General features: G+C 74.3%; 18 protein-coding genes and 1 riboswitch. Of the genes, 4 read left to right on the forward strand and 14 right to left on the reverse strand.

Annotation, left to right across the window (positions count from 1 at the left end):
* Positions 1-259: 259 nt before the first annotated feature.
* Entirely contained in the window at positions 260-1,498 is a 1,239-nt protein-coding gene (locus tag ABZ885_RS14890; protein ID WP_360187703.1) for an FAD-dependent monooxygenase, read from the reverse strand.
* Between the two features lie 147 nt (positions 1,499-1,645).
* Here ABZ885_RS14890 and ABZ885_RS14895 point away from each other — a divergent pair, with 147 nt between their 5' ends.
* Entirely contained in the window at positions 1,646-2,230 is a 585-nt protein-coding gene (locus tag ABZ885_RS14895) for a TetR/AcrR family transcriptional regulator (protein ID WP_360187704.1), read from the forward strand.
* Positions 2,231-2,292: 62 nt separating this feature from the next.
* Here the strand turns inward: ABZ885_RS14895 and cpt are convergent, their stop codons facing one another.
* The 6 genes from cpt to ABZ885_RS14925 form a co-directional block, all read right to left on the reverse strand.
* Positions 2,293-2,850, reverse strand: a complete 558-nt coding sequence (cpt, locus tag ABZ885_RS14900) for a chloramphenicol phosphotransferase CPT (RefSeq protein WP_360187706.1) — start codon at positions 2,848-2,850, stop codon at positions 2,293-2,295.
* Between the two features lie 48 nt (positions 2,851-2,898).
* Positions 2,899-4,272, reverse strand: a complete 1,374-nt coding sequence (locus ABZ885_RS14905) for a cobyrinate a,c-diamide synthase (protein WP_360187708.1) — start codon at positions 4,270-4,272, stop codon at positions 2,899-2,901.
* A 37-nt stretch (positions 4,273-4,309) separates the two neighbouring features.
* Positions 4,310-4,915 (reverse strand): cob(I)yrinic acid a,c-diamide adenosyltransferase, encoded by a 606-nt coding sequence (gene cobO / locus ABZ885_RS14910; protein ID WP_360187710.1) that lies wholly within the window; start codon positions 4,913-4,915, stop codon positions 4,310-4,312.
* Between the two features lie 5 nt (positions 4,916-4,920).
* Positions 4,921-7,011: a putative cobaltochelatase gene (locus tag ABZ885_RS14915; protein ID WP_360187712.1), complete on the reverse strand. Its 2,091-nt coding sequence runs from the start codon at positions 7,009-7,011 to the stop codon at positions 4,921-4,923.
* Positions 7,004-8,521, reverse strand: coding sequence for a cobyric acid synthase (locus ABZ885_RS14920; protein ID WP_360187714.1), 1,518 nt, complete (start codon positions 8,519-8,521; stop codon positions 7,004-7,006). The genes ABZ885_RS14915 and ABZ885_RS14920 overlap by 8 nt, the downstream gene beginning before the upstream one ends.
* 127 nt (positions 8,522-8,648) lie before the next feature.
* On the reverse strand, positions 8,649-9,611 hold the full coding sequence (locus ABZ885_RS14925; RefSeq protein WP_360187716.1) for a cobalamin biosynthesis protein: 963 nt from the start codon (positions 9,609-9,611) through the stop codon (positions 8,649-8,651).
* Positions 9,612-9,685: 74 nt separating this feature from the next.
* Positions 9,686-9,922, reverse strand: a riboswitch (cobalamin riboswitch).
* A gap of 185 nt (positions 9,923-10,107) precedes the next feature.
* Between ABZ885_RS14925 and ABZ885_RS14930 the strand changes: the two genes are divergently transcribed.
* The 3 genes from ABZ885_RS14930 (at position 10,108) to ABZ885_RS14940 (ending at position 13,866) form a co-directional block, all read left to right on the forward strand.
* Entirely contained in the window at positions 10,108-10,812 is a 705-nt protein-coding gene (locus tag ABZ885_RS14930; protein WP_360187718.1) for a transcriptional regulator, read from the forward strand.
* A gap of 243 nt (positions 10,813-11,055) precedes the next feature.
* Complete coding sequence (locus ABZ885_RS14935; protein ID WP_360187720.1) at positions 11,056-12,171, forward strand: alpha/beta hydrolase; 1,116 nt, start codon at positions 11,056-11,058, stop codon at positions 12,169-12,171.
* A 189-nt stretch (positions 12,172-12,360) separates the two neighbouring features.
* Positions 12,361-13,866 carry a hypothetical protein gene (locus ABZ885_RS14940; protein WP_360187722.1) on the forward strand — a complete coding sequence of 502 codons (1,506 nt, stop codon included), beginning with the start codon at positions 12,361-12,363 and terminating at the stop codon, positions 13,864-13,866.
* 152 nt (positions 13,867-14,018) lie between these two features.
* Here ABZ885_RS14940 and ABZ885_RS14945 read toward each other — a convergent pair whose 3' ends face one another.
* From ABZ885_RS14945 to ccrA, 7 genes are all read right to left on the reverse strand, one after another.
* Positions 14,019-14,843 carry a CDP-alcohol phosphatidyltransferase family protein gene (locus ABZ885_RS14945; RefSeq protein WP_360187740.1) on the reverse strand — a complete coding sequence of 275 codons (825 nt, stop codon included), beginning with the start codon at positions 14,841-14,843 and terminating at the stop codon, positions 14,019-14,021.
* Between the two features lie 40 nt (positions 14,844-14,883).
* Positions 14,884-15,576 (reverse strand): phosphatidylserine decarboxylase, encoded by a 693-nt coding sequence (locus tag ABZ885_RS14950; RefSeq protein WP_360187724.1) that lies wholly within the window; start codon positions 15,574-15,576, stop codon positions 14,884-14,886.
* A gap of 510 nt (positions 15,577-16,086) precedes the next feature.
* The gene (locus ABZ885_RS14955) at positions 16,087-17,289 is read right to left on the reverse strand and encodes an acyl-CoA dehydrogenase family protein (protein ID WP_360187725.1); all 1,203 of its coding nucleotides are present in this window, start codon (positions 17,287-17,289) and stop codon (positions 16,087-16,089) included.
* Positions 17,290-17,457: 168 nt separating this feature from the next.
* Positions 17,458-17,961, reverse strand: coding sequence for a MaoC family dehydratase (locus ABZ885_RS14960; protein WP_360187727.1), 504 nt, complete (start codon positions 17,959-17,961; stop codon positions 17,458-17,460).
* A gap of 19 nt (positions 17,962-17,980) precedes the next feature.
* On the reverse strand, positions 17,981-18,943 hold the full coding sequence (locus ABZ885_RS14965) for a CoA ester lyase (protein ID WP_360187729.1): 963 nt from the start codon (positions 18,941-18,943) through the stop codon (positions 17,981-17,983).
* A gap of 26 nt (positions 18,944-18,969) precedes the next feature.
* On the reverse strand, positions 18,970-21,015 hold the full coding sequence (locus ABZ885_RS14970; protein ID WP_360187730.1) for a protein meaA: 2,046 nt from the start codon (positions 21,013-21,015) through the stop codon (positions 18,970-18,972).
* On the reverse strand, positions 21,015-22,352 hold the full coding sequence (gene ccrA / locus ABZ885_RS14975; RefSeq protein WP_360187732.1) for a crotonyl-CoA carboxylase/reductase: 1,338 nt from the start codon (positions 22,350-22,352) through the stop codon (positions 21,015-21,017). The genes ABZ885_RS14970 and ccrA overlap by 1 nt, the downstream gene beginning before the upstream one ends.
* Positions 22,353-22,666: the final 314 nt, after the last annotated feature.

Genomic DNA, 22,666 nt, shown 5'->3' on the forward strand with positions numbered 1-22,666 from the left:
ACGACGCGTGCGTCGACGGGGCGGTCAACCGGTACCTGCTGGGCGGGGAGGCCCCGGAGCAGGGGAAACGCTGCGGCAGGTAGCGGTGGAGGGGGTCCGGGCGCACACCGGCCGCCCTGACGGCTACTCAGCCCCGGAGGGGTACCGCGCCGCCCGGGCCCGCCGACGCACGGCCCGCGCCGTTCACCCGCACGACGCCGCAGACGGCGCAACGGCGAGCCGGGGGCGGCGTCGCGGAACCCGATGCGGCGACCGGGGCTCAGGCCGTCCGGCGCAGCGCCGGCGGCTGCCAGTCGTAGGTGGCGTTCGCCCGGCCCAGGAGGACGCGGTCCGGCAGGAGGCCGGCGACGGCGAGGGCGGTGTCGCGGAGGAGGACGGCGGCGGGGGAGCGGCGGGCGATCAGGGCGCCGACGCGGCGGGAGCCGGTGACGATGCCGGTGGTGCGGGGCAGGCGGGCGGCGGTGTAGCCGGGGAGGCCGGCGGCCGGGTCGGCGCCGGGGCCGACGCCGGCGGCGAGGACCACCGCGTCCTCGACCGCCTGGCAGGCGCCCTGACCCTGGAACGGGCACATCGCGTGGGCGGCGTCGCCGAGCAGCGCGACCCGGCCGCGGTGGTGGGCGGGCAGCGGGTCGGCGAGCTCCCAGACGTCGTGCCGCAGGACGCGGGCCGGGTCGGCGGCGGCGAGGAGTTCGGGGACGGGTGCGCACCAGGTGCCGTAGTGGCGCAGCAGTTCGGCCCGCTCGTCGCCGTCGGCGGCGCGGGCTCCGGCCGGCGCGAGGGCGGCGCCGTACAGGTAGACCCGGTCGCGGGCGAGCGGGACGATGCCGGCGAGGCGGCCGCGCCCCCAGACCTCTCCGGCGGCGGCGGGCAGCCGGCCGGGGGTGGCGACGATGGTGCGCCAGGTGGTGAAGCCGCTGTAGCGAGGGCCGGGGTGGTGGGGGAAGAGCAGGCCCCGGCTCGCGGAGCGGATGCCGTCGGCGGCGACGACGAGTCCGGCGGTCGCCTCGCCGTCGGCGGTGCGGACGACGGCGGGACGGCCGGGACGGCCGGGGCTGCCGGGGCTGCCGGGGTCGCCTGCCGCGCCGGGATCGCCGGCGTCGCCGGGGTCGACGAGTTCGGCGGCGGAGCCGGTGCGGACGGTGCCGGCCGGGAGGGCGTCGACGAGGGCGTCGATCACCTCGGCGCGGGCGACGGCGGCGATGGTGTCGCCGAAGTGGGCCTCGAAGGCGGCGGTGCCGGTCCGGGCGAGCCAGCGGCCGGAGGGGTGGCGGACGCCGACGGCGGGGTGCGGGGTGGCGAGCGCGCGCAGCCGGTCGCCGACGCCGAGGCGGTCGAGGGCGCGCAGGGCGTTGGGGGCGAGGGCGAGGCCGGCGCCGACGGGTTCGAGGGAGGCGGCGCGTTCGTGGACGGTCACCGGGACGCCCTGCCGGTGGAGGGCGAGGGCGGCGGTGAGTCCGCCGATGCCGCCGCCGATGACGATCGCCTGGTGCGTGTCCACGGGTGCTCCTCGCGTCGAAGCCGTCGAAACCCTCGGATCCGTGAAAACTCCCGGACCCGACCAACTACATCTGTAGTTACCAAGCCTCACGATACTACATGTGTAGTGAGTTGGGGGAGGGCCGGGGGAACGGCCATGATCGGACCCATGACACCCCCGCGCCCGACCCTGATCGCCGACGCCGCCATCGCCCTGATCGCCGAACGCGGCCTGCGCGGGCTGACCCACCGCGCGGTCGACGAGGCGGCCGGCCTGCCCACCGGCTCGACGTCCAACCTCGCCCGGACCAGGGCCGCCCTGCTCGAACTCGTGCTGACCCGGATCGTCGAGCTGGAGTCCGCGGGGCACCCCTCGGCCGCGGACGCGCCGCCGCCGGGCCCGCCGCGCGACCTGGTGGTCCAGCTCGTGGCGGACGCGGTGCACCAGGCCCTCACGGCCGGGCGGGCGCTCACCCTGGCCCGTCTGGAACTCGCCCTGGAGGCCGCCCGGCGGCCCGAACTGCGCGCCGTCTACGACCGGTTGGGGTCGCGTTTCCTCGACTACGCGGTCGTCCTGCTCACCCGCTGCGGCTCGGCCGAGCCCGCCGCCGACGCCCGCCGGCTGATCCGCTGGTGCGACGGGGTGCTGTTCAACGCCACGGTCGGCAGCGGACACCGCCACGTACCGGCCCCGGCCGAGCTGCGCGACGACCTGGCGCGCTACCTCGTCGCCCTGCTCGGCCCGGAGGCGTAGGGCCGGCGGGATCGTGAGGCGTAGAAGAGGCGTACGAGCAGCAGGACCGGGCGCGGCGGGAGCTAGGAGACGGCGCCGCCCGTCACGCGCGCCGCGATGAGCCGGGCGCAGGCGGCCGCGCCGTCGCGGGTGGTGTCCACCTCCAGGTCGTAGCGGACGCCCCGGTGGACGGCTTCGGCCTGCACGGCGGCCATTCCGGTGACCCGGTCACCCCGGGCCCGCTCCCGGGCGGCCGCCACCTCGGGCGCGCACCGGACGCCGACCCAGAGCACGTCCAGGCCGTCCAGCGCGGAGCTCCAGCGCTGCTGGGAGGCGGTGGTGCCGAGGAAGACCTCGTCGACGATGATCCGGGCGCCGGCCCGCGTCATGGCCGCCACGCCGAGCGTCCAGGCGTCGTCCAGTGCGGCGAACGCCGGTCCGACGGTGACCGTGCCGTCGCCGCCGTCCACTCCACCGATGCCCTCCCCGCCCTCGCGCAGCGCGGCGGGCAGGGCGTCGACCAGCGTGTCCGCCCCGAGGGCCAGCCACGGGTCCGGCAGCACGTCCTGAAGGCACCGGGCGATGCTCGACTTCCCCGAGCTGGAGCCCCCGTTGAGGACGATCACCTGAGCAGCGGTCATGAAGCCACCTTAAGACCCGGCCACCGGGGCCGGCCCCGGCCCCGGAGCTCAGCCCGCGCGGTGCGCCGCGGCGGCCGCCGCGAACGAGGCGGCGAGCTGCGGCGATCCCGCCCAGTGCAGGTGGAGGTACGAGGCGTGGACGTTGGCGGCGGGCCCGTCCGCGAAGCCCTCGGTGCGCGGGCCGGCCGGCAGGCGCCAGCCCCACGCGGGCCGCTCGCCCGCCGCCGGCTCGCAGACCGTGCGGTGGAACTCGTGCCCGCGCAGCCGGGTGCCGGCCGGTGCGAGCGGCGAGTCGTGCAGGGCGACGGCCTCCCGGTAGCCGAGGGTCAGCCGCTCGGTCATCCGGGCGCCGGTGTCCAGCACGCCGCACATCGGCAGGCCGTCCAACTCCCGCCCGAGGTACAGCAGTCCGGCGCACTCGGCGGCGATCGGCCCGCCCGCGGCGGCGAAGGCGGAGATCGCCCCGCGCAGCGCCGTGTTCGAGCTCAGCTCCCTGACGTACAGCTCGGGGAAGCCGCCGCCGATCACCAGCCCCGCGGTGCCGTCCGGGAGTCCGGCGGCGTGCAGCGGGTCGAACGGCACCACCTCGGCGCCGGCCGCGGTGAGCAGCTCGGCGTTCTCGGCGTACGAGAAGGAGAACGCGGCGCCGCCGGCCATGGCGATCCGCGGCCTGCCCGGCACCGGGGCGACCTCGGCGGCGGCGTCCCACGGGGTGTCGCCCAGCGGGGGCGCCGTCCGGGCCAGTGCCAGCACCGCGTCCAGGTCCACCGAGGCGGCGACCAGGTCGCCCATGTCGGCGACCGCCCGCAGCGCCTCGGCCGAGCGCTCCACGGCCGGGATCAGGCCGAGGTGGCGGGACGGCGTGGCGACCGCGGCCGAGCGGCGCACCGCGCCCAGCACGGGCACCCCGGAGCCCTCCTCCAGCGCCTCGCGCAGCAGCTGCTCGTGCCGGTCCGAGGCGACCCGGTTGAGGATCACCCCGGCGAGCCGGACCTCCGGGTCCCAGGAGGCGAAGCCGTGCACCAGCGCGGCGACCGAGCGGGACTGCGAGGAGGCGTCCACCACCAGCACCACGGGTGCCCGCAGCAGCTTGGCGACGTGGGCGGTGGACGCCAGCTCGCCGCGCCCCGACGCGCCGTCGAACAGCCCCATCACGCCCTCGACCACCGCCACGTCCGCCCCGGCCGCGCCGTGCAGGAAGAGCGGCGCGATCCGCTCCGGCCCGCACATGAACGCGTCCAGGTTGCGGCCCGGCCGGCCGGCGGCCAGCGCGTGGTAGCCCGGGTCGATGTAGTCCGGGCCGACCTTGTGCGGCGAGACCGCCAGCCCGCGCGCGGCGAGCGCGGCGATCAGGCCGGTGGCGACGGTGGTCTTGCCGGAGCCGGAGGACGGCGCGGCGACGACCAGACGGGGGATGTTCACGGGTGCGGGGTTCAACGTCCTGCTTGCTCTCGACGGGTTACCACTCGATGCCGCGCTGGCCCTTGCGGCCGGCGTCCATGGGGTGCTTGACCTTGGTCATCTCGGTGACCAGGTCGGCGAACCCGGTCAGCGCCTCGGGCGCGTACCGGCCGGTGATGACGACGTGCTGGCTGCCCGGGCGGTCCTTCAGCACGGCCACCACCTCCTCCGGGTCGACCCAGCCCCAGTGCATCGGGTAGGTGAACTCGTCCAGCACGTAGAAGCGGTAGGTCTCGGCGGCGAGGTCGCGCTTGACCTGCTCCCAGCCCTCCTTGGCCGCGGCCTCGCTGTCCATCTCCATCTCGCCGGAGCGCTGGATCCAGGACCAGCCGGAGCCCATCTTGTGCCAGTCCACCGTGCCGCCCTCGCCGGAGGCGCCGAGCACGCGCAGCGCGTTCTCCTCGCCGACCTTCCACTTGGCGGACTTCACGAACTGGAACACCCCGACCGGCCAGCCCTGGTTCCAGGCCCGCAGCGCCATGCCGAAGGCGGCCGTGGACTTGCCCTTGCCGGGGCCGGTGTGCACGGCGGTGATCGGCAGCGTGCGGCGCTGGCGGGTGGTCAGGCCGTCGTCGGGAACGCTCTCGGGGACACCCTTGGGCATGCGGATCAGGCCGCCTTTCGCATCGTCGTGGTGGAGCGGTTCTCGCGGACGAGCGAGGCGACGCCCTCGGCGCGCAGCTCGTCCAGGGTCACGGCGGCGGCACCGAGCCGGGCCGCCAGGGTGCGGGCCAGACCGAGCCGGACCGGGCCGGACTCGCAGTCCAGCACCACGCTCGCCACGCCCTGCGCGCCCAGCAGCCCGGCCGCCCGGTGCGACTGCGCGACGGCGTCCCGGCCGCCGGTGGCCCGGCCGTCGGTCACCACGACCAGCAGCGGACGGCGGTGCGGGTCGCGCATCCGCTCCACCCGCAGCACCTCGTGCGCCCGCAGCAGCCCGGCCGCCAGCGGCGTCCGGCCGCCGGTGGGCAGCGACTCCAGCCGGGCCGCACCGACCTCGACGGACGAGGTGGGCGGCAGCGCCAGCTCGGCGGCGGCGCCGCGGAAGGTGATCATGCCGATCTTGTCGCGGCGCTGGTAGGCGTCCATCAGCAGCGAGAGCACCGCGCCCTTGACGGCGGTCATCCGCTGCCGGGCGGCCATCGAGCCGGAGGCGTCCACGACGAAGAGCACCAGGTTGGACTCCCGGCCCTGGCGGACCTGCTCGCGGAAGTCGTCCTTGTGCAGCACCAGCGCCCGCGCGGACCGCCCGCGCGCCACCTGGTGCGGCGCGGCGGCCTGCAGCGTGGCGCTCAGGTGCAGCCGGGCCAGCCGGCCCTGCGGGCGGCGGGCGCGGATGGTGTGGCCGCCGTCGGTCTCGGCGGGGGAGCGGCGGCCCTGGGCGCCCTTGCCGGTGCCGTCGACCTTGAACAGCCGGGTCCGGTACGGCTCGCCGGCCGCCACCGGGGCGGTCTCCCGGACGGGGGCGGGGTGCTGGGCCGGTACGGGCTCCTGCGGGGCCTCCTCGGGGGCGGGTGCGGGGGTGTCGGCGCCGGCCGGGGCGTCCGGGCCGGCCGGCTCGGGGGCACCTCCGCCGCCGTCGTCCGGTCCGCCGTCGCCGGGGCCGTCGTCGTCCGGGCCCTCGGGCGACGGGTCCTCCGGCGCGTCGTCCTCGGGGGCGAGGTCCTCGGCTGCGGGCTCCTCCGGCTGGGCGTGCTCCTCCAGCGTCCGGTCCAGCTGCTCCTCGTCCAGCCCGGGCGCGTCGAAGGGGTTGCGCCGGCGGCGGTGCGGCAGCGCCAGCTGGGCGGCCTTGCGGACGTCCTCCTCCAGCACCCGGGTGCGCCCCGCCCAGGCGGCCAGCGCGACGGCGGTCCGGGCCATCACGATGTCCGCCCGCAGGCCGTCGACCTCGAACGCGGCACAGACCGCGGTGAGCTGACGCAGCGCCGTGTCGGTCAGCTCGACCTTGGGCAGCAACTCCCGCGCCGCGGTGATCCGTCCGGCGAGCTCCCGCTCCTCCTCGGCGAACCGGGCGGCGAAGCCCGCCGGGTCGGCGTCGTACGCCAGCCGGCGGCGGACCACCTCGGCGCGCTCGGCCGGCTCCCGGGTCGCGGCGATCTCGACGGTCAGGCCGAACCGGTCGAGCAGCTGCGGCCGCAGCTCGCCCTCCTCCGGGTTCATCGTGCCGACCAGCAGGAACCGGGCCGCGTGCCGCACCGAGACGCCCTCGCGCTCGACGTAGGAGCGGCCCATCGCGGCGGCGTCCAGCAGCAGGTCCACCACGTGGTCCTGGAGCAGGTTGACCTCGTCGATGTAGAGCACGCCGCGGTGCGCCCGGGCCAGCAGCCCCGGCTCGTACGCCTTGACGCCCTCGGCGAGCGCCCGTTCGAGGTCGAGCGAGCCGACGATGCGGTCCTCGGAGACGCCGACCGGCAGCTCGACCAGCCGGGCCGGGCGTTCGGCGCCCGGGAGGCCGGCGTGCGCGCCGTCCGGGCAGTGCGGGTCCGGCGCGGCCGGGTCGCAGGCGAAGCGGCAGCCCTCGACGGTGTCGATGGACGGCAGCAGGCCGGCCAGCGCGCGCACCATGGTCGACTTGGCGGTGCCCTTCTCGCCGCGCACCAGCACGCCGCCGACGGCCGGGGAGACGGCGTTGAGCAGCAGCCCGAGCCGCAGGTCGGCCATGCCGACGATCGCGGTGAACGGGTAGCGGACGTCACTCATGATTCTCCAAGGGGGCCCCGGGCGGCAGGAACGGCAGCGATCCGGCCGCCGGCACCCCGCCCTCGATCAGCTTCCACAGCGCGTCGGTGTCCGCGTGCTCCTCGACCAGGTCGCCCAGCCGGTCCAGCCGGGCCTCGCGCGCCGCGGCGAACGAGGTGTCCGGCGCGGGCACGAACGCCCGGCCCGCCAGCCGCGCCACCTCGCGCAGCAGTTCGCGCCGGAACCCGTCGTTCTCCAGCGCGCCGTGCCAGGTCGTGCCCCACACGGCCCCCACCCGGCAGCCGTCCAGGAAGGCCTCGCCGCCCTCGACCGTCACCACCCCGTGGTGGATCTCGTACCCCTCGACCCGCTGCCCGAAGGCCTCGCCGACCGGCCGGGCGAGCACCTTCGCGGCGCCGAACCGGACGTGCGCCGGCAGCAGGCCGAGGCCCTCGACGGCCCCCGCCTTCGACTCGACCTCGTCCACGATCGTGTGCGCCAGCATCTGGTAGCCGCCGCAGACCCCGAGCACCGGCCGCCCGGCCGCCGCCCGCGCCTTCAGCGCCGGCTCCAGGCCGCGCTCGCGCAGCCAGGCCAGGTCGGCGACGGTGGCCCGGGTGCCGGGCAGCACCACCAGGTCGGCGTCGGCCAGCTCCTCGGGCCGGGTGGCCCAGCGGACCAGCACGCCCGGCTCCTGGGCCAGCGCGTCCAGGTCGGTGAAGTTGGAGAGCCGGGGGAAGCGCACCACGGCCACCCGCAGCACGTCCGCGCCGAGCGGTCCGCGCCCGGCGGTGCGGTCGACCACCGTGGACAGGTCGAGCGAGTCCTCGGCGTCCAGCCAGAGGTCCGGCAGCATCGGCAGGGTGCCCAGCACCGGACGGCCGGTCAGCTCGTGCAGCATGTCGAGGCCGGGGGCGAGCAGCCGGGCGTCGCCGCGGAACTTGTTGACGAACCAGCCGGCCACGTGCCGCTGGTCCTCCGCCGAGAGCAGCGCCAGCGTCCCGTACATCGCCGCGAACACCCCGCCGCGGTCGATGTCCCCGACCACCACGACCGGCAGGCCGGCGGCGGTGGCCAGGCCCATGTTGGCGATGTCCCGGTCCCGCAGGTTGATCTCGGCGGGCGAGCCGGCGCCCTCGCAGACCACCACGTCGTAGCGGCGGCGCAGGTCGGCCAGGCACTCCAGGGCGCGCTCCAGCAGGACGGGCTTGCGCTCGCGGTAGTCCAGCGCGCCCACCTCGGCGACCGGCCGGCCGAGCAGCACCACCTGGCTGCGGCCGTCCGCGCCCGGCTTGAGCAGCACCGGGTTCATCGCCGCCTCGGGCTCCACCTTGGCGGCCTGCGCCTGCATCGCCTGGGCCCGGCCGATCTCGGCGCCGTCGGCGGTGACGAAGGAGTTCAGCGACATGTTCTGCGCCTTGAACGGCGCGACGCCGACGCCCTGCCGGGCCAGCCAGCGGCAGATGCCGGCCGTGACCACGCTCTTGCCCGCGTCCGAGGTCGTCCCGGCGACCAGCAGCGCGTTGCTCATGACCCCACCTCTCCCTCGGCCGCCGGCCGGGGGTGCCCCCACGGTCCGGCAGGGGCGGTCGCGCGTGCGCACCCCTCGACGATCCTTCCCCGGCCCCCGGCCGTGGGTGCCACCGTGCTGCGCACGCTCATGCCCTTCTCCCGCCCAGGGCCGCCCGGAGCAGCAGGTGCCCGGCGACCGTCGTACCCAGCGCCAGCGCGCTCACCCGCCGGGAGAGCACACAGGCCCGCTCGATGTCGTCCACCCCGACCGGCCGCAGCCCCTCGCCCAGCACCGGCCGGTGCTCGACCCTGGCGCCGTACCGCAGGGTCCCGCCGAGGCGGACGCCGACCGCGCCGGCGAAGGCCGACTCGGCCTGGCCCGCGTTCGGGCTGGGGTGCGCGGAGCCGTCCCGCCGCCAGACCCGCCAGGCGGTGGCGGGCTCCGGCGCGGCGGCCACCGTGAGCAGCGCGGTCAGCCGCGCGCCCGGCCAGCCGGCCACGTCGTCCAGCCGGGCCGAGGCCCAGCCGAACCGGGCGTACCGCGGCGAACGGTGACCGACCATCGCGTCCAGGGTGTTGACCGCGCGGAACGCCAGCAGGCCCGGCGTACCGGCGAGCCCGCCCCAGACCAGCGCGTTCACCACCGCGTCGGCGGTGTTCTCGGCGACCGACTCGACCACCGCGCGGGCCAGCTGCTGCTCGTCCAGGGCGCTCGGGTCGCGTCCGCACAGGTGCGGCAGCCGTTCCCGGGCCGCCGTCAGGTCGCCCGCGGTGAGCGAGCGGCCGATGGTCCGGGCCTCCCGGGTCAGCGAGGTGCCGCCGAGCACCGTCCAGGTCGCGGCGGCGGCCAGCGCGGCCCGCGCGAGCGGGCGGCGGCCCAGCAGCCGGTCGGCGACGACCGCGCCGGCCGCGACGGTGCCCACGCAGAGCGCGGTGTAGGCGGTGCCGGCGGCCCGGTCGTCGCGCCAGATCCGCCGCTCCAGCCGGCCGGCCGCGCTGCCGAAGACGGCCACCGGGTGGCCGCGGCGCGGGTCGGCGTACCGGGCGTCGGCGAGGTAGCCCGCGACGGCGCCCACCGCGAAGGCGGCGGCGCGGGTCAGCGGACGCACGACGGGCAGCAGAGGGCTCGGCGGGGCGGGGCAGCCTGCATGGCGTGCGTGTCCTCACTCAGGGTCCGCGCCCTGGATCGACGTACCGGGGGCGAGAGTCTCCTGGCTTCCGGGTCGGACGCACCCCGGGCCTTCCGGCGGCTTCTGACGGCCTGCCGTGAGGGTCCCTCCTGCCCGTCGGCGGGCGAGGAAGGGATCCGGACGTGCTCCCCGGTGACAGTGGCGGGACCGCGCCGGACTCGCACCGGCTTCCTCTGCATGCCTCCGTATTGGCTGAAGGATCCCATCACGCGCCCGGAGCAGGAGTCAACCAAGGTCACGGAGGGGTTCATCACACGCGCCGCGCGCCGGTCGGGCCGTCGCTATCTCTGATCACGACCCCCCGCAGGGGCATGACAGCCTGTGCGATCGTCCAGCGGCCTGTAGACCCCTAGAGTCGCGCTTCGTGCGTTCGGCGGCTGGGGGGCCGGAGCGCCGACGCCTACCGTCGGGTGCCATGCGACGCAGACAGCCACCTGCCGTGCCCCCGGTGCCCTTCTCGCCCGCGGCCGCCCGCGCGCACCGCGCCGGGCTGGGGCTGACCCCGGAACAGGTGGCCGAGGGCATGGCCGCCCACGGGGTCCGGCTGCTGCCCGCCCACGTGCTCGGCTGGGAGAGCGGCGAGCTGCGCCCGACCGAGGAGGAGTTCATCGCGCTGGCCCGCGCGCTCTGGTGTCCGGCCGCCCAGCTGATGGGCGTCCGCCCGGCCGGGCTGCGGGACTTCCGGGTGGCCCGCGAGCTCGGCCAGGAGACCGCGGCCCGCCGGATCGGCATCGGGCTGCGGCACTACCAGGAGGCCGAGGCCACCGGCCGCTGGGACGGCGACGGGGAGCAGACGTACGCGCTGGCCCGGGTGCTCGGCCTGACGCTGCGCGAACTGGTCGCGGTGACCGGCCGCGGGGGCGAGCTCGACCAGCGGCTGCGGCAGTGCGTGGACGGCCGCTGGCAGGCGCACGTCCGGGCCATCGCGCGGATCGTGCCGGTGCCCGAGCAGGACCTCGCGCCCGTCCTGACGGTGCTGCAGAACGAGTACCAGGTCTCCTCGCACTGGGGCGCCGGCAGCTGGGGCTCGCCGGCCCCGGCGGCGCGCGAGCCGGAGAGGCCGCTGGGCGAGCGGTTCTGGGAGCTGCTGGAGCCGCTGGAGACCGACATCCCGGCGTGAGCGGCCCGGCCCCCGGCCATCCTCCTTGCGCGTGGCCCCCGCCCGTACTCCCGCCCGTACTCCCGGCCGTCCTCCTTCCGCGTCCCCCCGTCCGCACTCCCCGTCCGCGCCGCGCCCGTGGCCCGGCCCTGCGCCCCGTCCCGGGCATGCCCCGGACGGCCGTGTCCGGTGGCCGGACGGCGCCGCCGCGAGTGGACTGGTGGGCACACTGCCCAGTCCGCGACCAACAGAGCGGGGAGCGATATGCGTTGGGGAACCGCAGCCGCCGTTGCGGCCGCCGCCGTCGGCACCGGGGTCGCCGTGCTGGTCATCGGCCGCCGGGCCTCCGAGCGGCTCGTCCGCCCCACGGCGGCGCCGGAGCGGGCCGCCGGCCCCGTCCTGGTGCAGAGCCTCGCCACCGGGCGCGTCACCTTCACCCGCACGCCGGAGAGCAGCCGCCCCGGCCGCTGGGCCGTCGAGTGGGGCGGGGACGGCCACGCGGTGGTCGACGAGGTGCTGCGCAGCGACGAGCAGGGCGTCACCCGGCGGCTGGTCCGCGCCGACCGCGGCGTCCTGAAGGCCGGCACCGAGGTCCGCTTCACCCCCCGGGTGTACCTCGGCGACCCGACCTCGGCGCTCGGCCTGCCGTTCAGCGAGACCGCCGCCGAGGGCGAGCTGGGCGCCCTCCCCGCCTGGTACCTCGACGGCAAGCGCGGCGCCTGGGTCATCCTGGTCCACGGCAGCGGTGCCGACCGGCAGCAGACCCTCCCGGTGCTCCCGCTGCTGGACCGGCTCAGCCTGCCCGTCCTCTCCGTCACCTACCGCGGCGACGAGGGCGCGCCGCCCTCCCCGGACGGCCTCGGGCACTTCGGCGAGACCGAGTGGCGGGACGTCGAGGCGGCCGTCCGGCTGGCCCTGGACGCCGGCGCCGGGCGGGTCATCCTCTACGGCTGGTCGCTCGGCGCCACCATCGCCCTGCACACCGCGGCCCGCTCGGCCTGGTCCTCCTCCATCGCCAGCCTGATCCTGGACTCGCCCGTCCTCGACCTGCCGGCCACCGCCCGCCGGGACGCCGCCCGGGCCGGCTACCGGGGCGCCGCCGCCGAGCTCGGTGCGCTCGCGGCGGAGGGCCGCACCGGCGTCGACCTGGCCGACTTCGCCCGGATCGCCGACGGCACCGACCTGCGGGTGCCCACCCTCGTCCTGCACGGCCCGGACGACCCGGTCGCCCCGTGGCGGGCCGCCGGCCGGCTCGCCGGGCGCCGCCCCGACGTGGTCAGCCTCCAGGCCGTCCCCGGCGGCGACCACGCCGCCCTCTGGAACGCCGACCCGGCCCACTACGAGGAGCTCCTGCGCCGCTGGCTCACCCCGCACCTCTGAGCCCGGCCCCCGGGGTCGGGGGCCGGGCAGGGGCGAAGCTGACGTGGTCGCGCCAAACAGATCCGGCCAGGCGGTTTGCCTCTGTTGCCCGATTGTTGCCCGATCTTGTGAACCCCCCGCGCCCGCCGCCCGGCGCCGAGGGCGAACCGGATGTGACAGAAGGCCGGTACAAGGGGAAGACTGCTCGACGTGACGTCTCGGAACCCGCGCGACCGTGATGCCCCGCTCCCGCCGACGATCGGCTCCGGTGCGACGGTGACCCGTCTCCCCGGCACGGCCCACCGCCCCGCCGGCGCCCGGCCGGGCGGCTCCGGCGTACCCCGCCGACGGGGCCCCGTACCCGCCCCCGGCCGCGGCCGGGTCCCGGTGCCGGAGGGCTTCCCCGCACCCGCCGAGCTCGCTCCGCTGGCCCGCCGGATGCTGGTCGACGCCGTCCGGATCGCCCGCTGGGCGGGCGAACTCGCCGAGGTCGACAAGCGCGGCGAACTGCTCCCCGACGACGCCCGCGCCGCCGGCCGCGCCCTGGCCATGACGGTGGGCGCCGCCGCCAACGCCTGGGGCCAGGCCCTGCTGGTCGGCCTGGTGGAGGCCCGGGACGGCGGCGCCGCCCCCGGCTGGCGCCTGCACGCCTGGGAGCACGACGACGAGGCCGTGGTCCGCGGCTGGTCGGCGCTGTTCGACGCCTGGACGCTGCTCGCCCCGGTGCCGCCGGCCGCCCTGCGCGGCGTCTTCGCGGTGCTCGCCGGGCAGGCCGTCGACCAGGCGCCGCAGCTGCTCTCCTTCCTGCACCTGGTGGCCGCCCCGGTGGCCGACAGCGAACTGCTGGAGCTGCTGCGCCGGGGCCTGGACGAGCGCCGGGTGGCCGGCGGCGGCACCGGCGGGCTGGGCCTGTCGCCCGTCCCGCACGCCGCCTCCGCCGTCTCGGCCGTCCGCGGCACCTGTCGCGAGCCGCAGATCGACACCCCGGCCGCGCCCTCGGACGTCGCCGCCGTCCTGGACTGGATGCTCGACGGCCTGGCCGCCGTCGGTGCCGTGGTCCGCAAGGACGACGCCGCCGAGCTGTCCCCGCTGGGGCACTGGGCGGTGCGGGCCAAGCTGGAGGAGATCTGCACCGTCGCGCAGACCGCCGCCGGGCACATCGAGCAGAGCGCGTTCGAACTGCTGAACGCCTGCGCCGACTACTCGCCGGGCCCGGCCCGCGCCGAGTTCCGGGCCTGGGTGGCCGCCCGTCCGGCCGACCGGGCCGTGGCCGAGCTGCTGGACGCCGCCCAGGGCGACGACGCGCTGGTGCGCGGCCTCGCCTTCGAGGCGCTGCGGGTGGCCGGCTCGACCGCCGAGCAGGCCGTCCGGGCCGCCGTGGACGAGCCGGTACTGCGCCCGTACGCGCTGCTCTGGCTGGCCGAGCAGTCGGACGAGGGCGTCTCCCCGGCCGACGTGCTGGGCGCCGACGACGCCGCCTGGCTCTGGGTGGACACCGCCGCCGCGGTGCTCGACCACGGCGAGACCGAGCTGCTGGTGGGCCACGTCGAGGGCGCCTCGGCCGGTGACCCGGTGCGGCTGTTCGCCCGCGCCCGGCAGTCCGGGCACCCCCGGGCCGCCTCCGTGCTGACCGCCGTCTCCGGGGTCCACCCGGACCCGGGCGTGGCCCGTGCGGCCCGCCGCTCGGCCTTCAGCGTCCACCGCGGCGGTGCCTGAGGCTCGGCGGCACCACCCGGAGCCTCCTGCGGACGACGCGGGACGGTGGACGCGGGACGGTGTGGGACGACGCGGTACGACCGTGAGCGGGCATGCGGAAGGGCCCGGATCCGATGACCGGATCCGGGCCCTTCGTCGTACGTCCGCGGGGATCAGCCGAGCCGCGACTCCGCGCGGCGGGCCCGCACGTCCCCGACCTTCTGGCCCACCTTGCGGCGGATGACCAGCAGCGGGGCCATCGCGGCCAGCGCGATCTGGGCGAAGGCGCCGACGTGCAGCAGCAGGTCGCCGCCGGGAGCGCCGGTCGCCCAGGCCGCCAGGCAGCCGATCGAGAGCACGATCCAGCAGAGCGTGGCGGTGGCCAGCAGCCCCTGCGGCTTCGGGTACTCGATCCGGCTGACCATCAGGTACGCCGCGCCGAAGATGGCGAGCAGACCGGGCAGGAACGGCGGGTCGAGCAGCACGATGGCGATCACCGTCATCGCGCCCATCGGGCAGGGCATGCCCTGGAAGACCCCCGGCCGCATCTTCACGGCGGAGAAGCGGGCCAGCCGCAGCACCACCGCGAGCAGCACGGTCAGCGCGATCAGCGCCGAGAGCCGGCTGTTGGAGCCCGGCGAGACCATGCCCCAGACCGCGACGAAGTAGGCCGGCGCGATGCCGAAGCTGATCAGGTCGGCCAGGTTGTCGAGTTCGGCCCCGAGGGCGGAGGAGCGCAGCTTGCGCGCCACCAGCCCGTCGAAGAGGTCGCACATCGAGCCGATCAGCAGCAGCGTCACCGCGGTGGCGGCGCTGTGCTTGTCCGGCGCGGCGTCCGGGTTGGTGATGTGCGGGACCAGGACCCCGGTGGTGATCGAGTAGATCGCCAGGAAGCCGCAGACGGCGTTCCCCAGGGTCAGGAAGTCGGCGGTGGACAGGTGCTGCGGAGAGCGCGGAGCACGCAGCTCGCGGTCGCGCGCCCAGCGGCGCCGGCGCAGGGCCGTCTCCTCGTCGTCCAGGCCGACGATCGTCTCAGGATCAGTCACGGTCAAGGCGTGTCACCCCGGCTGTGGTTTTCTGGCCGACCTCGACGCCGACCTCGACGCCGGCCGGCAGGTAGGTGTCGACCCGGGACCCGAAGCGGATCAGACCGATCCGGTCGCCCTGCTCGACCTTGGTCCCGGCGTCGATGTACGGCACGATCCGGCGGGCCACGGCCCCCGCGATCTGCACCATCTCGATGTCGCCGAGTTCGGTGTCGAAGTGCCAGACGACCCGCTCGTTCTGGTCGCTGTCCTTGTTGAACGCGGGCACGAAGCCGCCCGCGACGTGCTCGACCGACGTCACCGTGCCGGGCAGGGGCGCCCGGTTGACGTGGACGTTGAGCGGGCTCATGAAGATCGCCACCCGGGTGCGGCCGTCCGGCCAGGCGTCGATGCTCTGCACCACGCCGTCGGCGGGGGAGATCACTCTGCCCGTGCCGATCTCACGCTCGGGGTCGCGGAAGAACCACAGCATGCCGGCGCCGAGCGCGCAGGCGGGTACCGCAGCCAGGGCCCACTTGCCACTGCGCCGGGTGAGGGCGGTGGTCACGGCGGCCGTGGCGAGGGTGGGGACGAACCAGGGGGTGGCTCCGCGCGCGATGGTCACGCGGGGTCGCCGACCGGCCGTCGTGGCTGCGAGGGCATCGCGGTCCGTGACGGAGGTGTGAGGGGACGGGCTGATGGGCATCGAAGACCTTAGTCGCGGGGGATCATGGCCGCTGGACGGGGGCCACCGCGGGGATCGGGTAATAAGGGACGGCTGCTGTCCCGGTGGATGCTATCGGGAGCACACGGTGGGTGGGCAACCCGCCTGCTCGTTCATGTGTCCTGCACGAGGAGGCACCGCGCCTCCTTGGTATACGACCGTAGCTCGGCCCGGTCCGGTTCCCAAGGGTCCGGACGGGGCTGGTGACTCTTGTCTCAACGCGCGCGCCGGCAGAACCGGGCGCGGCGTGGCGCCGTCGGCGGTCCGGAACGGGTACGAGGGTGCGCCGAAGCGGCCGCAAGGCGCGTGACAGCAGCTGTACGCCCTGCGGCCGCTTCGGGAGCCGTGCCGGGGCCCCAGGCGGACCAGGCCGGGGTCGTGGTGGGCACGGCTCGGGTGCCGGGGACGGGCCCGCACGCCCGTCGTCCGGCCGTCACCGGGCCGGCGGTCCCGACCGCGGAGCGTCACCGCGCCGCGGTCGGGAGCACTGGTTCACTCCGCGATGCGGTACTCCTCCAGCAGCCGGCGTCCGACGATCATCTTCTGGATCTCCGCAGTACCTTCACCGATGAGCAGCATCGGGGCCTCGCGGTAGAGGCGCTCGATCTCGTACTCCTTGGAGAAGCCGTAGCCGCCGTGGATGCGGAAGGAGTCCTCGACGACCTCCTTGCAGTACTCGGAGGCGAGGTACTTCGCCATGCCGGCCTCGAGGTCGTTGCGCTCGCCGCTGTCCTTCTTGCGGGCGGCCATCACCATCATCTGGTGGGCGGCCTCGACCTTGGTGGCCATCTCGGCGAGCTTGAACTGGATCGCCTGGTGCTCGGCGATCTTCTTGCCGAAGGTGGAGCGCTGCTGGGCGTAGGAGATGCCCAGCTCGAAGGCGCGGCGGGCGACACCGCAGCCGCGGGCGGCCACGTTCACACGGCCGACCTCGACGCCGTCCATCATCTGGTAGAAGCCCTTGCCCGGGACGCCGCCGAGGATGCGGTCGGCCGGGATGCGGACGTCCTGCAGCACCAGCTCGGTGGTGTCGACGCCCTTGTAGCCCATCTTCTCGATCTTGCCGGGGACGGTCAGGCCCGGAACCTTCGGGTTCGGGCCGAAACCGGCCTCCTTCTCGATCAGGAAGGTGGTCATGTTCTTGTACGGGGAGTTGCCGCCCTCGTCGGTCTTGCAGAGCACCGCGACCAGCGTGGAGGTGCCGCCGTTGGTCAGCCACATCTTCTGGCCGTTGAGGACGTAGAACTCCCCGTCCTTGACGCCCTTGGTGGAGATGGCCGAGACGTCGGAGCCGAGGCCCGGCTCGGACATCGAGAAGGCGCCGCGGATCTCGCCGGCCGCCATCTTCGGCAGGAAGTAGTCCTTCTGCTCCTGGGTGCCGTGCGCGTTGATCATGTGCGCCACGATGAAGTGCGTGTTGACGATGCCGGAGACGGACATCCAGCCGCGGGCGATCTCCTCGACCACCAGGGCGTAGGTGAGCAGCGACTCACCGAGGCCGCCGTACTCCTCGGGGATGGTGAGCCCGAACAGGCCGAGCTGCTTCATGCCCTCGACGATGGCGGTCGGGTACTCGTCCTTGTGCTCCAGCTCGGTCGCGACCGGGATGATCTCCTTGTCGACGAAATCCCGCACGGTGGCGAGGATGTCCCGCTGGATCTCGGTGAGGCCGTCGGTCTGTGCGAGGCGTCCCATCGTGCGGCTCCTGTGGCGAAGAAGAAGGCGAAGAGGAAAGAGGGGGAGGGAGAGCGGTGGAGAGAGTTGTCGGGGGCTCCGCGGGCGTGGCTCCGCGGAGCCCCCGGTACCGGGTCGGGCGCGGCCGATGACGGCGGCCTGCCCGTCCGGGGTCCGGTGGGGCCGTGCTCAGGAGGAGGGGGTGGGACGGCCGGGCTGCTCGCCGCCACGCTCCTTGATGTACGTCTCGGTCGGCACCATCACCTTGCGGCGGAAGATGCAGACGACCGTGCCGTCCTGCTTGTACCCCTTGGTCTCGACGTAGACGATGCCCCGGTCGTCCTTGGACTTGGAGGGCCACTTGTCGAGGACGGTGGTCTCGCCGTAGATGGTGTCGCCGTGGAAGGTCGGCGCGATGTGCCGCAGCGACTCGATCTCCAGGTTGGCGATCGCCTTGCCGGAGACGTCCGGGACGGACATGCCGAGCAGCAGCGAGTAGATGTAGTTGCCCACCACGACGTTCTTGCCGAAGTCCGTCGTCTTCTCCGCATAGTTGGTGTCCATGTGGAGGGGGTGGTGGTTCATGGTGAGCAGGCAGAAGAGGTGGTCGTCGTACTCGGTGACCGTCTTGCCGGGCCAGTGCTTGTAGACCGCGCCGACCTCGAACTCTTCGTAGGTGCGTCCGAACTGCATCTCAGTGGTCCTTGGGGTCTCAGGCCTGCGGGGGCTCGAACTTGGAGGTGCGCTGGAAGCCCGCGGCGCGGCCCTTGCCGGCGATGACCAGGGCCATCTTGCGGCTGGCCTCGTCGATCATCTCGTCGCCGAGCATCGCGGAGCCCTTGGCGCCGCCCGCCTCGGAGGTGCACCAGTCGTAGGCGTCGAGGATCAGCTCGGCGTGGTCGTAGTCCTCCTGCGAGGGCGAGAAGATCTCGTTCGCGGCGGCGACCTGGTCCGGGTGGAGCACCCACTTGCCGTCGAAGCCGAGCGCGGCGGCGCGGCCGGCCACCTCGCGGTAGCCCTCCTGGTTGCGGATCTGCAGGTACGGGCCGTCGATGGCCTGCAGGTCGTTGGCGCGGGCGGCCATCAGGATGCGCATCAGGATGTAGTGGTAGGCGTCGGCCGGGTAGCCGGGCGGCTGCTCGCCGACCACCAGGGACTTCATGTTGATCGAGGCCATGAAGTCGGCCGGGCCGAAGATGATGGTCTCCAGCCGCGGGGAGGCCTGGGCGATCGTGTCGACGTTGATCAGGCCCTTGGCGTTCTCGATCTGCGCCTCGATGCCGATCTTGCCGACCTCGAAGCCCATGGTCTTCTCGATCTGGGTGAGCAGCAGGTCGAGTGCCTTGACCTGCTCGGCGTCCTGGACCTTCGGCAGCATGATGCAGTCGAGGTTCGGGCCGGCGCCCTCGACGACGGTGATCACGTCGCGGTACGTCCAGTGGGTGGTCCAGTCGTTGACCCGGACGACCTTGGTCTTCTTGCCCCAGTCGCCGTTGTTCAGCGCGTCCACGATGTTGTGCCGGGCGCTCTCCTTGACCAGGGGGGCGCAGGCGTCCTCCAGGTCGAGGAAGACCTGGTCGGCCGGGAGGCCCTGGGCCTTCTCCAGGAAGCGCGGATTGCTGCCCGGTACGGCGAGGCAGGAGCGGCGCGGGCGCAGACGGTTCACGGTAGTCATGAGGGTGGTTCTGTTCCTTCCAGTGGTCAGCTGGTGGTCGCGGGCGCGGGCGTCCACGGCTGGAGCCTGTTGGCCAGCCGGATCTCGTCCACGATCCGGCCGATGATGGTCGTGATACCGAAGTCCTTCGGGGTGAACACGGCGGCGACGCCGGCGGCCCTCAGGGCCTCGCCGTCCGCTGCCGGGATGATGCCACCCACGATCACCGGGACATCCTCCACCCCGGCCCGGCGCAGCCGGTGCAGGACGTCGGGCACCAGCTCGGAGTGGGCGCCCGAGAGGATCGACAGGCCGACGCAGTGCACGTCCTCCGCGACGGCGGCGGAGACGATCTGCTCCGGGGTGAGCCGGATGCCCTGGTAGACCACCTCGAACCCGGCGTCGCGGGCCCGCACGGCGATCTGCTCGGCGCCGTTGGAGTGCCCGTCCAGGCCGGGCTTGCCGACCAGCAGGCGCAGCTTGCCGGTGCCCAGCTCGGCGGCGGTCGCGGCGACCGCCTCGCGGACCGCGGCCAGCTCGCCGCCGGGCTCGGCCGCCACCGCGACCGGTGCGCCGCCGACGCCGGTGGGCGCCCGGTACTCGCCGAAGACCTCGCGCAGGGCGAAGGCCCACTCGCCGGTGGTGACCCCGGCCCGGGCGCAGGCGAGCGTCGCGGACATCAGGTTGGCGTCGGTGGCGGCGACCTCCTTGAGCTCGGCCAGCGCCGTCTGGGCGGCGGCCTCGTCGCGCTCCGCGCGCCACTTCTCCAGCGCGGCGAGCACGGACTGCTCGGAGGCCGGGTCGACCACCATGATCGCGGTGTCGAGGTCGGCCGTGAGCGGGCTCTCCTCGGTGGTGTCGAAGCAGTTGACACCGACGATCTTGTCCTGGCCGGACTCGATCCGGGCCCGGCGGGCGGCGTGCGAGGCGACCAGGTTGGCCTTCAGGTAGCCGGACTCGACGGCCGGGATGATGCCCCGGTTGCCCGCCTTGGCGCCCATCTCCAGCACCTTGGCGATCTCGGCCTCGGCGCCGGCCAGCAGCTCCGCGGTCTTGGCCTCGATCACCTCGGAGCCGTTGAAGATGTCCCCGTACTCCAGCAGGTCGGACTCGTAGGCGAGCACCTGCTGGATCCGCAGCGACCACTGCTGGTCCCACGGGCGGGGCAGGCCGAGCGCCTCGTTCCAGGCCGGCAGCTGGACGGCCCGGGCGCGGGCGTCCTTGGACAGCGTGACGGCGAGCATCTCCAGCACGATCCGCTGGACGTTGTTCTCCGGCTGGGCCTCGGTCAGGCCCAGCGAGTTGACCTGGACGCCGTAGCGGAACCGGCGCTGCTTGGGGTCCTGGATGCCGTAGCGCTCCAGCGTGACCTTCTCCCAGAGCTGGGCGAAGGCGCGCATCTTGCACATCTCCTCGACGAACCGCACGCCGGCGTTGACGAAGAAGGAGATCCGGGCGACGACCTCGCCCATCCGCTCGGCCGGGACCTGGCCGGAGTCGCGGACGGCATCGAGCACCGAGATGGCGGTGCACATCGCGTAGGCGATCTCCTGGACCGGGGTGGCCCCGGCCTCCTGCAGGTGGTAGCTGCAGATGTTGATCGGGTTCCACTTGGGGATGTTGCCGACCGTGTAGGCGATCATGTCGGTGATCAGGCGCACCGACGGCCCGGGCGGGAAGACGTGCGTCCCGCGCGAGAGGTACTCCTTGACGATGTCGTTCTGGGTGGTGCCGGTGAGCTTGGCGATGTCGGCGCCCTGCTCCTCGGCGACCACCTGGTAGAGCGCCAGCAGCCACATCGCGGTGGCGTTGATCGTCATCGAGGTGTTCGTCTGCTCGAGCGGGATGCCGTCGAACAGGGTGCGCATGTCCCCGACGTGGCCCACCGGCACGCCGACCCGGCCGACCTCGCCGCGGGCGAGGATGTGGTCGGAGTCGTAGCCGGTCTGGGTCGGCAGGTCGAAGGCCACCGAGAGACCGGTCTGGCCCTTGGCGAGGTTCTTCCGGTAGAGCGCGTTGGAGTCGCTCGCGGTCGAGTGGCCCGCGTAGGTCCGCATCAGCCAGGGGCGGTCACGTTTCTGCTGGTCGCTCATCACACGTTCCGGAAGCGGTTGATACCGTCGATGTGCTTGGCGCGGAGCTCCACGTCGCGCACGCCCAGGCCCTCCTCCGGGGCCAGGCAGAGCACGCCGACCTTGCCCTGGTGCTTGTTGTGGTGCACGTCGAGGGCGGCCTGGCCGGTCTCCTCCAGGGCGTAGACCTTCGACAGGGTCGGGTGGATCTTGCCCTTGGCGATCAGGCGGTTGGCCTCGAACGCCTCGCGGTAGTTGGCGAAGTGCGAGCCGACGATGCGCTTGAGCGACATCCACAGGTAGCGGTTGTCGTACTGGTGCATGTAGCCGGAGGTGGAGGCGCAGGTGACGATGGTGCCGCCCTTGCGGGTGACGTACACCGAGGCGCCGAAGGTCTCGCGGCCCGGGTGCTCGAAGACGATGTCGACGTCCTCGCCGCCGGTGAACTCGCGGATCTTCGAGCCCAGGCGCTTCCACTCGCGCGGGTCCTGGTTGTGCTCGTCCTTCCAGAACTTGTAGCCCTCGGCGGAGCGGTCGATGATCGCCTCGGCGCCCATGGCGCGGCAGATCTCGGCCTTGGCCTCGTTGGAGACCACGCAGATCGGGGTGGCGCCGCCGGCCAGCGCGTACTGGGTGGCGTAGGAGCCGAGGCCGCCGCTGGCGCCCCAGATCAGCACGTTGTCGCCCTGCTTCATGCCCGCGCCGTTGCGCGAGACCAGCTGGCGGTAGGCGGTGGAGTTGACCAGGCCGGGGGAGGCGGCCTCCTCCCAGGTGAGGTGCTTCGGCTTAGGCAGCAGCTGGTTGGTCTTCACCAGCGCGATCTGGGCCAGGCCGCCGAAGTTGGTCTCGAAGCCCCAGATGCGCTGCTCCGGGTCCATCATCGTGTCGTTGTGGCCGTCCGGGGACTCCAGCTCGACCGAGAGGCAGTGCGCGACGACCTCGTCGCCCGGCTTCCAGGAGTTGACGCCGGCACCGGTGCGCAGCACGACGCCCGCGAGGTCGGAGCCGAGGACGTGGTACGGAAGGTCGTGGCGCTTGGTGAGCGGCGACAGCCGGCCGTAGCGCTCCAGGAAGCCGAAGGTGGAGACCGGCTCGAAGATCGAGCTCCACACGGTGTTGTAGTTCACCGAGCTGGCCATGACGGCGACCAGGGCCTCGCCCGGGCCCAGCTCGGGCAGGGCGACGTCGTCGAGGTGAAGGGACTTGCGCGGGTCCTTGTCGCGGCTGTCGAGGCCCGCGAACATCTGCTCCTCGTCCTTGTGGAGCGTGACCGCCCGGTAGGACTCGGGGAGCTTGATGGCGGCGTAGTCCTCCGACGTGGCGTCGTTGCTGAGGATCGCGTCGAGGATTTCCTGCATGGCTGCCTCCGAAGGCGTACCTGTGTGAGGGTCACAGGGCGTCTGGGGGAGCCGGGAGCGGACACCGGCTTCGCTGAGGTGGGTGGGTGGTCTGGCGGTTGGGCCTGGCTGGTGGCCCGTGACGTGCTGGGCACCGCTCCCGGGGTGTGGGAGCGCCGGACGACGGCGCGCCGTGGTGGGGAGCCGCGGCGCCGCTGACTGGTGGGTAACAACGTAGTGGCACCCTGTGCCACTCGTAAAGACACCGGGTGTCATCAGTTCGGGTGATTCACATCGCTGTTCGAGCGGTCGCGCGAGGGTGCGAAAAGGGCCCG

The sequence above is a fragment of the Kitasatospora sp. NPDC047058 genome (assembly GCF_040643935.1).
In the GTDB taxonomy this organism is placed as follows: Bacteria; Actinomycetota; Actinomycetes; order Streptomycetales; family Streptomycetaceae; genus Kitasatospora.